This is a genomic window from Hoyosella rhizosphaerae, from assembly GCF_014643175.1.
GTDB lineage: Bacteria > Actinomycetota > Actinomycetes > Mycobacteriales > Mycobacteriaceae > Lolliginicoccus > Lolliginicoccus rhizosphaerae.
The window spans coordinates 188927-202841 of record NZ_BMJH01000002.1; the positions used below are offsets into that span (position 1 = coordinate 188927).

At 57.6% G+C, this 13915-nt stretch carries 13 protein-coding genes; all 13 read left to right on the forward strand.

Annotation, left to right across the window (positions count from 1 at the left end):
- The first annotated feature begins 14 nt into the window (after positions 1–14).
- A complete protein-coding gene (locus IEW73_RS09070; protein WP_188673576.1) occupies positions 15–1136 on the forward strand; it encodes a tobH protein in 1122 nt (373 codons plus the stop codon).
- The gene (gene manA / locus IEW73_RS09075; protein ID WP_188673579.1) at positions 1136–2386 is read left to right on the forward strand and encodes a mannose-6-phosphate isomerase, class I; all 1251 of its coding nucleotides are present in this window, start codon (positions 1136–1138) and stop codon (positions 2384–2386) included. The genes IEW73_RS09070 and manA overlap by 1 nt, the downstream gene beginning before the upstream one ends.
- A gap of 271 nt (positions 2387–2657) precedes the next feature.
- Positions 2658–3917 carry an alkane 1-monooxygenase gene (locus IEW73_RS09080; RefSeq protein WP_188673582.1) on the forward strand — a complete coding sequence of 420 codons (1260 nt, stop codon included), beginning with the start codon at positions 2658–2660 and terminating at the stop codon, positions 3915–3917.
- Between the two features lie 14 nt (positions 3918–3931).
- Positions 3932–4096, forward strand: coding sequence for a rubredoxin (locus tag IEW73_RS09085; protein ID WP_188673585.1), 165 nt, complete (start codon positions 3932–3934; stop codon positions 4094–4096).
- Between the two features lie 170 nt (positions 4097–4266).
- On the forward strand, positions 4267–4452 hold the full coding sequence (locus IEW73_RS09090; protein ID WP_188673588.1) for a rubredoxin: 186 nt from the start codon (positions 4267–4269) through the stop codon (positions 4450–4452).
- The gene (locus IEW73_RS09095; protein ID WP_188673591.1) at positions 4449–5723 is read left to right on the forward strand and encodes an NAD(P)/FAD-dependent oxidoreductase; all 1275 of its coding nucleotides are present in this window, start codon (positions 4449–4451) and stop codon (positions 5721–5723) included. The genes IEW73_RS09090 and IEW73_RS09095 overlap by 4 nt, the downstream gene beginning before the upstream one ends.
- Before the next feature lie 48 nt (positions 5724–5771).
- The gene (locus IEW73_RS09100; RefSeq protein ID WP_188673594.1) at positions 5772–6410 is read left to right on the forward strand and encodes a TetR/AcrR family transcriptional regulator; all 639 of its coding nucleotides are present in this window, start codon (positions 5772–5774) and stop codon (positions 6408–6410) included.
- Positions 6411–6537: 127 nt separating this feature from the next.
- Positions 6538–8007 (forward strand): adenosylhomocysteinase, encoded by a 1470-nt coding sequence (gene ahcY / locus IEW73_RS09105; RefSeq protein ID WP_188673597.1) that lies wholly within the window; start codon positions 6538–6540, stop codon positions 8005–8007.
- Positions 8007–8672: a dTMP kinase gene (locus tag IEW73_RS09110; protein WP_188673600.1), complete on the forward strand. Its 666-nt coding sequence runs from the start codon at positions 8007–8009 to the stop codon at positions 8670–8672. The genes ahcY and IEW73_RS09110 overlap by 1 nt, the downstream gene beginning before the upstream one ends.
- An 88-nt stretch (positions 8673–8760) precedes the next feature.
- Entirely contained in the window at positions 8761–9438 is a 678-nt protein-coding gene (gene mtrA / locus IEW73_RS09115; protein ID WP_188673603.1) for an MtrAB system response regulator MtrA, read from the forward strand.
- Positions 9435–11234 (forward strand): MtrAB system histidine kinase MtrB, encoded by a 1800-nt coding sequence (mtrB, locus tag IEW73_RS09120; RefSeq protein WP_188673606.1) that lies wholly within the window; start codon positions 9435–9437, stop codon positions 11232–11234. Before mtrA ends, mtrB begins: the two co-directional genes overlap by 4 nt.
- A complete protein-coding gene (gene lpqB, locus IEW73_RS09125; protein WP_229675887.1) occupies positions 11231–12997 on the forward strand; it encodes an MtrAB system accessory lipoprotein LpqB in 1767 nt (588 codons plus the stop codon). The genes mtrB and lpqB overlap by 4 nt, the downstream gene beginning before the upstream one ends.
- Positions 12998–13079: 82 nt before the next feature.
- The gene (locus IEW73_RS09130) at positions 13080–13781 is read left to right on the forward strand and encodes a ComF family protein (RefSeq protein WP_188673610.1); all 702 of its coding nucleotides are present in this window, start codon (positions 13080–13082) and stop codon (positions 13779–13781) included.
- Positions 13782–13915: the final 134 nt, after the last annotated feature.

A 13915-nucleotide genomic window follows, 5' to 3' on the forward strand; every position in this document is an offset into this window, starting at 1 on the left:
AGGGGGTGGCGACAGTGAATACACTCGCACCGAGCATCGATTTCGACGATGCTGCTGCCCTGATTTCGGCCGACCAGTCCGGATACCTTCGTCACGCCGCAACATCGGGAGCGCAGGTCCGATCTGTTGCCGAAAGTGTTGCGGAAGGCGCACTGCGTCCTCTGTCAGCGCTTCGCCCGCGTTCACTTATTGTTCTTGCGCGCAGGGGAGTCGCAATCGCTGCGATGCGCCTCGTCGTCGACAATGTTGCCCATCGAGTGGGGTTTCCCGTTGTCGTCACCCACCAATTGCCGCCCTGGAGCGGAGCTCTCGACGTCGTGCTCGTTGTCGGTGACGATCCAGGGGACCCTGTGCTCGTTGAGTCGGTGGACAAAGCCGTGCGGTGGGGTTGCGAAGTTGTCATCGCCACACCTTTGGAAGGCCCTATGCGTGCGGTGGCTGCTTCCCGGACTTTGTCGATGCCACCGCGTGTAGCTGTCCCCGAAAGTTTCGCGACTGCAGGTTACGCGGCAGTCCTCATCGCAGTCATGCAGCAGATTGACGAGCACGCGCTGGGTTTTGACCTGCGAGCACTCGCTGAAATGCTTGATCACGAGGCGCTAAGGAGCCATCCTCAACGCGAGCTTTTCGAGAACCCCGCCAAAGCGCTGGCTGGTCGCATGTTCGGGCATCGCGTGATCTTCAGCAACGGTTCTGCGGAGTCGCGTGCAGTGGCGTCGCATGGTTCGGCGACAATGCTGCGGGTGGGGCACATCATTACTGCTGACGCCGACCTTCGTGATGTCGTGGGCGCATACTCGGGGCTTTCAGTTGCGTCCTTAGCCGCAGATGTCGATCCCATTTTTCATGACCCCGAAATTGATGGTGGCACTGTTGACGCACCTCTTCGGGTCGTTGTCCTGACCGACTCGCATCACCGTCCGGATGTTGAACGGCAGAGCGCACTGATGGGATCAGTTGCGGAAGTAACGTCAGTCGAGCCTCTGTCGCCACCAGTGTTTCCATCCTCCGAATCGGGCGCCCCTCAAGAGGGTGGGCCGCCAGCTAGCGAGCTTTCGCATTTGGGTGAGTTCATTGTGCTGTGCGCGAGGTTGGATTTGGCTGCGGTTTATACACAGTTAGTGAGGTCGCATTGATGCATGCCCTTGAGTGTGCGGTGCGCAACTACGCGTGGGGCTCGCGAACAGCGCTCGCACAGCTTCGAGGCGTTCCGTCTCCGACCGATCATCCTGAAGCTGAACTGTGGATGGGGGCCCACCCGGCGGATCCAGCGAGGTTGGTGGGTGGTGACTCGGTGGGTGTCGATAAGGCCTCAACTTTGCTTTCGCTGATTGATTCCGACCCGGTGAGCGAACTCGGCGTCGACGTATGCGAGCGGTTTGATAAGCAACTGCCGTTCCTGATGAAAATCCTCGCCGCGGAGGAGCCTCTTTCGTTGCAGGCTCATCCGAGCCGGGAACAGGCGCAAGACGGTTACGCGCGAGAGAATTCAGCAGGAGTGAAACTTGCGGCGCACAATCGCAACTATAAGGACAAGAACCACAAGCCTGAACTGATTGTTGCGCTGACTCCGTTCGCTGCGATGGCAGGGTTTCGTGATCCGCACGAAACGGTGCGGCTACTTCGGGCGCTTGATTGCCCGAAGCTGGAACACTATTGTGGCATTCTTGCAGGTCAACCGGACTCTGATGGTTTACGGACACTCTTCACGACGTGGATAACGCTCCCTCAGGCGCAATTGAGCGAGTTGCTCGATGATGTGACAACGAACTGCATTAGGTACTTGTCCGAGAAGGGCGGCGCTGAGTTCGCGGGCACGGTGAAAAACCTTTTGCAGCTGGTCGAACGCTACCCAGGCGATGCGGGCGTTCTCGCTGCTATGTTGCTCAATCACGTCACTCTTGAGCCAGGGGAGGGAATCTTCCTTGAAGCGGGGGTCCTCCACGCCTACTTGTATGGCGTGGGCGTGGAACTGATGGCAAACTCCGACAATGTGTTGCGTGGCGGTTTAACGCCGAAGTACGTCGATGTGCCTGAGTTGATGCGTGTGGTGGACTTCCATCCTCTGGACGTAACGCCTGTCGAACTGCGCAATGCTGACCCTGGTGGTACCGCCGAGCGGGTGTATTCCACGCCGACCAGTGAGTTTCGACTGTCGCGCATTGACCTTGACGCGACGGGTCTGCACCACAGTGTGTCGCACAGTATTGCAAGCACTGGTCCACAGATTGTTGTATGCACTCGGGGGAGTGTCACAGCGACGTGCGGCAGCAGTGTCTATGAGATTCCGCAAGGTGGCGCTGTGTGGGTATCTGCGGTAGATCCTGAGGTCGTTCTTCATGCTCGGACGGCTCACGATCAGGTCTTTCGCGCCCTAGTTCCATAAAACCCGAGTTCCATAAAACCCGAGTCCCGTAAAGCTCGAGGTCTTAGAAACTCCTGTGCCAAAACTGTTTGCGAGCGCGGTTTGGGGCCGTTGTGCTAGCTGGCGTTAACTCTTTTTGGCTGAGTGCTAGCTCCAGTTAAAGACTGAATCGATACAGTTAGACAAAACCTGGAGCCCTGTCTAGCTAGCAAACGGTTTGGCGGTTATAGTCAAGTGGACAAGCTGCTAAGACATCGGGGTCTAGTGCATTGACAAAGTTAGGTTTGATGTAATGACTGCATCGACGCAAGATGCGTTTGGTGGGGACACAGTTCCCGCCGACATCGCAGCAGAAGATCTACAAAAGTGGCGTGATCGCAAGCGCTACCTATGGATCTTCTCGCTAGTTCCAGCTGCGGCTGTCTTTATCGCGGTGGCCCTAGTATCACTCACTGGAATCGGCCTCTTCTACTGGGCGGGCATCGTCATCGTCTTTGGCCTCATTCCTTTGCTTGACATTGTCTTCGGCGCAGACGGGCAAAACCCACCCGATGAAGTGATGGACGAACTCGATCAAGACAAGTTCTACAGGTGGGTTACATACGCCTACATTCCACTCCAGTACATCGGATTTGGACTTGCCATCTACCTGTGGGCCACCGGAAACCTCTCCGTATTTGAAAGCATCGGCCTCGCCACCACAGTCGGCATCACATCAGGTATCGGCATCAACGTGGCGCACGAAATGGGCCACAAGAAGGAAGAGCACGAACGCTGGCTCTCCCGCATCGTCCTTGCACAGTCGTTTTACGGTCACTTCTTCATCGAGCACAACCGTGGCCACCACGTACGCGTGGCGACACCAGAAGATCCTGCGAGCTCACGTCTTGGCGAATCGTTCTACCGCTTCTGGCCACGCTCCGTTAAGGGCGCAATCACTTCTGCGTGGGAAATCGAGAAGAACCGGTTCGAGCGCCTTAGTAAGTCCCACTGGACTCTCAAGAACGACGTAATCAACGCATGGTTGATGTCGGTGGTTCTCTTTGGTGGAATCCTTGTCGTGCTCCAGGCGCTCAGTTTCGCGGGAGTTCTCACGAACTACAGCGTCCTCAACGTGCTGCCGTACCTGATCATCCAGGCAGTCTTCGGATTCTCGTTGCTTGAAGTTGTGAATTACCTCGAACACTACGGTCTTCGCCGCAAGAAGCTCCCAACTGGCCGGTACGAGCGCTGCGCACCGCACCACAGCTGGAACAGCGATCACCTTGTCACCAACCTCGCGCTATACCAACTGCAGCGCCACAGCGACCACCACGCCAACCCGACGCGTCGATACCAAATTCTGCGCAGCATGAAGGGTTCGCCGCAGCTACCTGCCGGTTATGCATCCATGATCGTCTTGGCTGTCATCCCACCGGTGTGGCGAGCTGTAATGGATAAGCGAGTTCTGGACCACTACGACGGCGATGTCACGCAGGCTAATATTGAACCTAAGAAACGTGACAAAATTCTCGCCAAGTATGGTGTACCAGCAGCAGCTGACACCGTCTAGGAGGTCGGATAATGATGAGCGCATTCAAGTGCACAGTGTGCGATTACGTGTATGACGAAGAAAAGGGGGACCCCCGTGAAGGTTTCCCACCAGGGACATTGTGGGTGGATGTCCCAGACTTCTGGCCCTGTCCGGACTGCGGTGTTCGTGAAAAGGTTGATTTCGAACCCGCGTCTTAAGTAAGCACCACTCCCAGCCCGCAGCAGGTCACTGCTCCGCAGGCTGGGAGTTTGCTGCAATATGCAACACACGACATCCCGCGCGTGATGACATGAAGCGCGTGATGACAACAGCGTGATGACAACCGCGTGATGACAACGCCGTCAACGGAATGTGAGATAGAAACAACATGAGTGTCGAGTACAAGCTCTATCGCTGCCTGCAGTGCGGATTTGAATACGACGAAGCTGAAGGGTGGCCCGAGGACGGTATCGCTCCCGGCACGCGTTGGGACGACATCCCTGAGGACTGGAGCTGCCCTGACTGTGGCGCAGCCAAGTCTGACTTTGAAATGGTCGAGGTCTCCCGCGCGTGAGCAAACGGATAGCGCCAGATGGAACTGTTGTCATCGTCGGCTCCGGGGTCTGTGGAGCAACCGCCGCTGAAACCTTGCGCAAAGAGGGCTTCAGCGGAAAGGTGGTGATGGTCAGCTCCGACACTGAGTTCCCGTATCGGCGCCCACAATTGTCGAAGGAACTTCTGCAAGGCACTGTTACCACTGAGCGATCGAGGCTACGCCCACCCAGCTTCTGGGAAGAGCAGCAAGTCGAGATCCTTGCTGGAACTTCAGTTGCTGAGATCAAGCCTGGTGACAAGACTATTGTCCTTCAGGATGGGCGTGAGCAGCCTTACGATGCGCTGCTCATCGCTACCGGCGGTCGCCCACGTGCCATTCCGGGGCTTGAGGCCTCTAGTGATTCGCACGTCTACTACCTGCGCAACATGGCAGATGTTCCTGCGCTGAGGAAAGCGATTGAAACTAAAGGTCCGCTGCTGATCATTGGAGCCGGTTTGATCGGGTCGGAGGTCGCGTCAACGGCGCGGGCTCTAGGTTCCGATGTCATTCTCCTCGAAGCTGCAGAGCGTCCGCTCGCTCGAGTGCTGCCAGAGTCGATTTCAAACTTGTACTCCAAGCTGCACACAGACAACGGTGTAAAGCTGCACACAAATGTGGAACTAGACCGTCTAGATGTGACGCCGAAGGGTGTCACTGCGGTTTCGCCAGACGGCACTACATGGAAGGCGTCTGCGGCACTAATTTCGGTTGGCATGACGCCAAATGTTGAGCTTGCAGAAGAGGCCGGTCTAGCGGTTGACACTTCAGGTCGCCGCGGTGTCATCGTCGACAAGTTCTGTCGTACTTCCGACCCCGATATTTACGCGGCAGGCGACGTGGCTATGTTCCCGAACCTCCTGCTCGGTGGCATGCAGCGGGTGGAGCACTGGAGCAACGCGCAGGAGCAGGGTGCGCATGCGGCACGATCCATCCTGGGAATGCCTACACCGTATGCGGATGTGCCATGGTCGTGGACCAAGCAATACGGAAAGAACCTCCAGATCGCTGGATGGCCTTCTCCTGATGACGAACTCATCGTGCATGGCGACCTGGATGCACATGACTTCACGATGTTGTGTTTGCGTGACGATCGCCTTGTCGGGGTCATTTCGATGGGGCGTCCGAAAGAGTTCCGTAACGCGAAAGCGCTGATTCAGGATGCTCCTTTCATTCGCCGCAAGGTTCTTGAAGAGGGCGTTCCGAGTACGGCACCGATTCCTGTTGGTTCCCGCAACAACGACAGCAAGTAGTTGTCTAAGGCTTTGACACTGGGCATAGTTTTGACTACTGTCTAGACTATGCCCATTGGCCGTTCCCGTGGAACCTATCAAGAAGCAGCACGCAGGCTTCTCCGTGACTCAGTCCTCGATGCTGTTCGGGAATTGCTCGACGAAAAAGAGTGGTCGGACATCACCATGGCGGAGGTTGCCCGCAACGCTGGGGTGAGCCGTCAAACGCTGTACAACGAATTCGAGTCGCGACAAGGCGTAGCTCAGCAATATATTCTGCGCCTCGTAGACCACTTTCTCGACGAAGTTAATGAAGCTGTTGTCAACCATCCTGGTGATGCCAGGGGCGCAATTAGTGATGCTTTCCAGCGCTTCCTCAGCGCAGCGACCCAAGACCCCGCGGTTCGGTGGGCGCTGCTTGGTCGAGCGAAAGCCGAAATCCTCAGCCTCATCACAACTGATGGTTGGCCTGTGCTTGAGCGCGCCGTTGAACGGCTAGCGCAAATCATGCAGTGCAACTGGCCCAAACTTAACGAACGGGAAGCTCAGGTCACTGCCACCTACGTAGGCCGCATCGCGCTGAGTTTCATTGCAATTCCGCCGATGACGCCTGACACGATGGTGGAGGACTTCACCGACTTTGTTACCCCCTATCTGGAGAATGCCTACGCTCTGGCGCGGGGCGAGGCCTCTCAGCCGCAGGCGTAAGCCTTGCATGTGAAATCAGCTGAAAATCCCGATAGCCTGTTTAATGGCGCAGCAGTAAATCGTGCACACGCCCTGCAAGCAAACAATCTGGTCGGACTCCGACCCAACGAAGAAGACAGGTACACCAATGTCGGCGCTAGTTGCAGACGTCAAGAATGGGATTGAGTACAAGGTAACGGACCTTGCGCTTGCGGAGTTTGGGCGGAAAGAAATTCGTCTCGCCGAGCACGAAATGCCTGGCCTTATGGCATTGCGGCGTGAGTACGCAGAGGTGCAACCGCTGAAGGGTGCCCGCGTCACCGGTTCGCTTCACATGACTGTCCAGACCGCTGTGCTCATTGAGACCCTCGTTTCCTTGGGCGCCGAGGTTCGGTGGGCCTCCTGCAACATCTTTTCCACCCAGGATCACGCGGCTGCCGCCGTTGTTGTTGGCCCCTATGGAACACCCGATGAGCCCAAAGGCGTCCCCGTGTTTGCGTGGAAGGGTGAAACGCTCGAAGAATACTGGTGGTGCGCAGAGCAGGCGCTGACATGGCCTGCAAGTTCTGGCCCAGCAAATATGATTCTCGACGACGGCGGCGACGCCACAATGCTGGTGTTGCGCGGCGCCCAGTTTGAAAAAGCAGGCGTTGTACCGCCGATTGATGAGGATCAGCACTCCGATGAGTACAAGGTTTTCCTGGAGCTGCTCCGTGCGTCGGTTGCTGCAGACGCCACCAAGTGGACGGTTATTGCAGATTCGGTAAAGGGTGTTACCGAGGAAACCACCACCGGCGTGCTTCGTCTGTACCAGTTCGCAGCTGCTGGCGAGTTGACGTTCCCCGCGATCAACGTCAACGATTCGGTCACCAAGAGCAAATTCGACAACAAGTACGGCACCCGCCATTCCCTTATTGATGGGATTAACCGAGGCACCGATGTGCTTATCGGCGGCAAAAAGGTACTTGTTTGCGGTTACGGCGACGTCGGCAAGGGCTGTGCAGAATCGTTGGCGGGGCAGGGCGCACGCGTTCAGGTCACTGAAGTTGACCCAATCAATGCGCTGCAAGCTCTCATGGACGGCTACGACGTCGTCACAGTCGAAGAAGCGATTCACAACGCTGACATCGTCATTACTTCGACGGGCAACAAGGATGTCATCACTCTCGACCACATGAAGTCCATGAAGCACCAGGCGATTCTGGGCAACATTGGGCACTTCGACAACGAGATCGATATGGCCGCGCTCGAGCGGAGCCCGGAAACGACCCGGATCAACATCAAACCGCAGGTCGATGAGTGGACGTTCGGCGATGGACACACAATCATCGTGCTTTCCGAAGGTCGGCTCCTGAACCTCGGTAACGCCACTGGTCACCCCTCGTTTGTGATGAGCAACAGTTTCTCAAACCAGGTCATCGCGCAGATCGAACTGTGGACTAAGCCCGACGAGTACGACAACGAGGTATTCCGCTTGCCGAAGCACCTCGATGAGAAGGTCGCGCGTATCCACGTTGAAGCACTCGGTGGCAGTCTGACGAAGTTGACGAAGGACCAAGCTGAATACATCGGCGTTGACGTCGAAGGGCCTTACAAGCCGGAGCACTACCGCTACTGATGGGTGTGCTTATTGTCGTTGAAGGTCTTGACGGCTCTGGGAAACGAACGCTGACGCAAGCTCTTTGTGCAGCTCTCGTTTCCCGGGGCCTGACCGTGAGTGACCTCGCGTTTCCGCGATACGGGAAGTCGCAACCTGCAGATATTGCGGCTGAGGCGCTTCGCGGTGAGCACGGTGACTTGTTCGAATCCGTTAATGCCATGGCGGCGCTGTGGGCGCTTGACCGCTACGAGGCTAAGCGTGACCTTGTAGAGCGGATTCGCGAAAGCGATGTCGTCGTCCTGGACCGCTACGTCGCCTCAAATGCGGCCTACAGTGCTGCGCGGTCACATCAGTCAATGGATGGCGGATTAGTCGAATGGGTTCGCCAGCTTGAATTTGAGCGCTTCTCCTTGCCTATTCCAACGCTGCAGGTGTATCTCGATGTGCCAGTGTCAGTTGCTGAGGATCGAGCGCAATACCGTGAATCCACGGAAGTGGGCCGGGATCGGGATGCGTATGAACGGGACAGCACGTTGCAAAGCCGAACCGCTGGTGTTTACGCGGAACTTGCCCGAAGCGAATGGGTGTCTGAATGGTCCGTGATTCCAAATGGGGTTGATCCTGCAGCTGCGGCAGAGCAACTTGCTGACTCCTGCACGCAACGCTTAGCGCGGCTACAGTAGTTAATAGCAGCGGAGGTAGTTGTGTTGATGCGGCGCGCCGGCCGTGTCGGAGCCGCCCGTTGCGGCATTTAAGTGTAACGATATGGGTATGAAGCCGAAGATTCTGGTTGTCGACGATGACGCAGCACTAGCAGAGATGCTGACCATCGTCTTGCGCAGTGAAGGGTTCGACCCCTACGTCGTGGGCGAGGGCACACAGGCACTAAGTGCTGTTCGAGATATCCGTCCCGATCTGGTGCTTCTAGATTTGATGCTGCCAGGCATGAATGGCATTGATGTTTGTCGAGTTTTGCGCGCTGACTCTGGGGTTCCCATCGTCATGTTGACCGCAAAGACTGACACGGTCGACGTTGTGTTGGGGCTTGAGTCTGGTGCTGACGATTATGTGATGAAACCATTTAAGCCGAAAGAGCTGGTTGCTCGTGTGCGCGCTCGCCTGCGTCGCCGCGAGGACGAACCCGCCGAACTTTTGAGCATTGGCGACGTCGAGATTGACGTTCCCGCGCACAAGGTCACGCGTGAAGGGGAAATGATCAACCTCACGCCCCTCGAGTTTGATTTGCTCGTGGCGTTGGCTCGGAAGCCTCGTCAGGTATTTACCCGCGAGGTCCTCCTTGAACAGGTGTGGGGCTATCGACACGCCGCTGATACACGTTTGGTGAATGTGCACGTGCAGCGTTTGCGTGCAAAGGTCGAGAACGATCCCGAGAAGCCTGAAGTCGTCTTGACGGTTCGGGGGGTTGGATACAAGGCCGGACCGCCGTGATCGGTCGCGCCCGTACCCGGCGCAAAATTAATGGGCGTACGACACGATGGGTGCGTAGGTTTCGTGCGGTTGGGGCAGCGCTAGGGCACTGGTGGCGTCGCTCACTGCAGTTGCGGGTCGTCACTTCCACTTTGGTGCTGTCTCTTCTGGTCATCCTGATATTGGGTTTCGCGCTGACTAACCAGCTTGTGACGCGCATGTTGGAGGCAAAGCTTGCTGCCGCGACGCAGCAACTCGATTCTGCGCGACAAACTGTGCAACGCGAACTGTCGGGAGCAGGGGAGACGACGTCCAGGCAAGGCCGGGTTAATAGCGCGAGGTCTGCATTGAACTGGCAGGCGGAGCGTGAAGGCGCCTCGGGTGGTGCGGGCCTGTGGACTCCTGTGCTTATTGCTGAGGCGGATGCGACGCAGTCCCTCATCACAAGTGGGGCAGTCGAGCAGATTCCCGAATCATTGCGCGACTACGTCCGCCAAGGCCAAATCTCCTACATCTACTCAACGGTGCCGGATGCGGAAAACAATGCCGTTCCTGCCTTGATTGTGGGTACCCCAACTGCGTCGGACATTCCTGCACTCGAGTTGTATTTGGTCTTTCCATTAGAAAGTGAAGATCGTAGCCTCGCGCTCATGCGGGGAACTATCGTCACCGGTGGAACCGTGCTGCTAGTGCTCCTAGCGGCGATTTCTTTGCTCGTCGCCCGCCAGGTTGTTTTGCCGGTTCGATCGGCGGCGCGGATCGCGTCACGGTTCGCGGAAGGCCGACTTAAAGAACGGATGCCGGTTCGTGGTGAGGATGACATGGCGCGGCTTGCCATGTCCTTTAACGAGATGGCGGAAAGCCTCTCCAGGCAAATCACCCAACTCGAAGAGTTCGGTAACCTGCAAAAACGTTTCACATCGGATGTGAGCCACGAACTTCGAACGCCACTGACCACTGTGCGCATGGCGGCAGACGTTATTTACGACAGCCGCGAAGATCTCGACCCGATGCTTGAGCGTTCAGCAGAACTGATGATGCGCGAACTCGACCGCTTTGAAAGTCTGCTGGCAGACCTTCTGGAGATCAGTCGCCACGACGCAGGTGTTGCGGAATTGTCGGCAGAACAAATCGACGTTCGCTCTCCAGTCCGAGCGGCTCTCGCCACAGTGGAGCGCCTTGCTTCAGACGCTCACATCAGACTTATCGTTGACTTGCCAGATGAGGCGATCGTCGCCGAGGTCGATCCGAGGCGTGTTGAGCGCGTGGTTCGCAACTTGCTCGCCAACGCAATCGATCACAGTGAAGGAAACCCGGTGTTGTTGCGCATGCGCGCCGACGCCGACACTATGGCCGTCATCGTGCGTGACTGGGGAGTGGGGCTCAAAGCCGGAGAGGAAAAACTCGTCTTCAATCGATTCTGGCGCGCAGATCCATCCCGCGTGCGCCGGTCAGGTGGCACGGGCCTCGGTCTGGCCATCAGTGTGGAGGATGCTCGTCTCCATAATGGTCGCCTCGAAGCATGGGGTGAGCGCGGATATGGCTCAGTGTTCCGGCTTGCTCTGCCTCTGCAACGCGGCCGACGAGTGACGACAACACCGATCCCGCTTAAGCCTGACCCGCAGGATATGGATGTGCCAACTTTTGGCAGCGATAGCCAGGATGGCCCGCACAGCCCAAGCGACACTGACGGACCCGATGGCGCTGACGCTGACACGCGTGAAGGCGTAATCCGTTACCACAGTGGCGATTCCACGTTGGATAATGGCCCCGCAGATTCGGGATCGCCCACATATCGGGGGGAGTTCTACCGGTGAAACGTGGAGCCCTTGTCACTGTCGTGGTGTCGATAATGGTCCTGCTCGTGGGATGCACCGCGCTCCCGACGGAGTCCCAGCCCCGTGCGATAGGGACCATTCCGCGAGAGGCAGCTACAACAGCCGTACCAGAACCGACTCCAGGCATTGACGCATTCCCGCTGGTTCGGGAGTTCATTCGCGCGAGTGCGCAGCCCGCTCAGCGGCATGCTGCGGCACGCAAGTTCCTCACCGAACAAGCTGACAGCCAGTGGAACGATTCGGCTAGCACAGTAATTGCGAGCAGGGTGGACGTGCTGTCTGAGGGATTGCGGACGTCAGACACAGCGACCTTTGCGGTGCGAGCCGAAAAAGTTGGTCAACTTAGCGCCGATGGTGTGTTCACGGCGGAAGAAGGCACGCTAGAAACGCGAATAACAGCGGTCCTGGTCGATGGTGAATGGCGCATCGACGAGTTGTCCAACGGGGTAATTATGGAACGACCCCATTTTTTCAGTAGCTACGAACGCTTGGCCGTTCATTTCCTCGATTCGACAGGGCAGCGACTTGTACCTGACCTGCGCTGGGTATCGGTGACAGAGGAGCAGAAAGTTCCGCAGCTCATGGCGATGCTGATTGACGGACCCTCATCTCGACTCGCTCCAGGTGTGTCATCCCAGTTCTCAGGCGACGTTCGCTTACGCGGGCCAATCACCAAGGTCGACGGGCGCACCACACAGGTGGGAATTGGGCTCGGCGGTGTACGGATGGACTTCCAGGGCCTCGGGTCAGCGACTGCTGAGGAACGGCGCCGACTGGCCGCACAAGTTGTATGGACGCTTGATAGTGCCGACATACCTGGGCCGTACGTCATCGAAGCAGATGGAGCCCCGCTGGATGAGCAAACTGCATCTGGGTGGACGCGCCAAGACGTTGCGTTGATGGATCCGCACGGCGGCACTGATGCACAAGTCGGGTTGCACGCGGTTGTCGACGGGGCACTAGTTGCTGTGACCGACACTTCAGTGAACCCGGTTCCTGGCACTGCAGGCGCATTAGACAACGCTGAGGCTGCGGCGATTTCACACGACGGCAGGTTCGTCGCCGTTGTGGGTCGGAACTCTGAATCCGAAGGCGCCGCATATCAATTGCTTGTCGGGGCGTATGGGGGCTCGCTGGCCGTCGCTGCTGAAGGATCGTCATTGACGCGGCCTACGTGGTCTGCGAACGATAACGCAGTATGGGTGGTTGTTGATGGAACTGACGTTCAACGTGTGGTGCGCAATCCCACGACAGGTGAACTTGTGTCAGTTGACGTTGAATCGGGTTCACTGTCGGCCTTACAGGGGCAAATAACCAGCTTCCGTCTGGCCGCCGATGGTGTCCGAGCGGCGTTCATTGTTGGTGGCCGAGTTTTTGTTGCTGTTGTTGCAGAGCCGTCGCCGGGTGAGTTCACGCTGGTGAATCCACAGCCGGTGGCGTTGAACCTCACGGATACTGCGGTTGCACTGGACTGGGGAACCGCAGACTCCCTGCTTGTGGTGCGAAATACTGTCGAAGCCCCGGTTGCCAGGGTTGCTGCAGACGGTTCCCGGGTTGATGCGCTTCCTCGAGGAAACCTGTCGCCACCAGTGACCGCGGTGGATGCGTCGCCATCCATTGAGTACGTGGCCGACAGTCGGGGAGTTCTGCGCCTGGGGCCTGATGAAGCCGAGGGCGAGCGATTCTGGCGTGAGGTACCTCGCCTCATGGGTGTCGACGCCCAACCTGTACTGCCCGGCTAAGCGCTTTCCACAACGTGGGATTATCCACAGGTAATCTGCCTAGGCAATGTGTGCTGGGTCAGCGTGTGAAAACGTGCCGCACATGAGTTTTATGCCTGTGTTGCGTGCGCTTGGCGATTTGGTTGTGCCCCTGGAGTGCGCGGGTTGCGCGACACCGTCAGTTCGCTGGTGTCCGGTTTGCGACGACGCTGTCGGGTGGGCACCCACGCGCTGCAAGACGCGATTCGACACGGGCATGCCTGTGTGGTCGGTAACGCCCTACCGGGGCGCGATTCGGCGCGCGTTGGTGCAATGGAAGGAACATGGCCGGACTGATCTGCAACCAGTCTTGGTGCACCGCCTTGCCTACGCGCTGGCTTCACTGCTCACGGATGGTGAACTTTCGGGGCTTGTTGGTGACACAACGCCAGTGATGCTGATTCCGGCGCCCAGTCGATGGTTAGCCCACCGTAAGCGCGGCGCGCATCCTGTGCGTGATCTTGCTTGGGGGATTGGGGAGGAGTTTGGCGACCGACGCGTTGACGTCGCGGAGGTTTTGCGATTGCGACTTGGATCTCGCGACGCGGTTGGGTTGACTGCCGCTGAGCGCGTCGTCAATGTGAGGGGCAAAGTGGTTCTTCGACGCAATGCGGGCACAGTCTTGCGCGCCGTAGCGGAGCGATCGCCGCATGTGATTCTGATCGATGACATCGTCACCACGGGAGCGTTGCTTCGCGAGTCGGCATCAGTGCTGCGCCGCCACGGTGTCACTGTGACGGCGGCCGTCGTATTTGCTGCATCGTAGAAGTTTGAGTGTCATTTTCCTTGTCCGGTTTGTGCTGCGTGGGACAATGAAATGGAAACAAATTGAGTCATTTCCGCGGTATTGGTAGCGGAGAAGGAAACGACGGACTACCGTCGCGTTCACAACCCGTTACA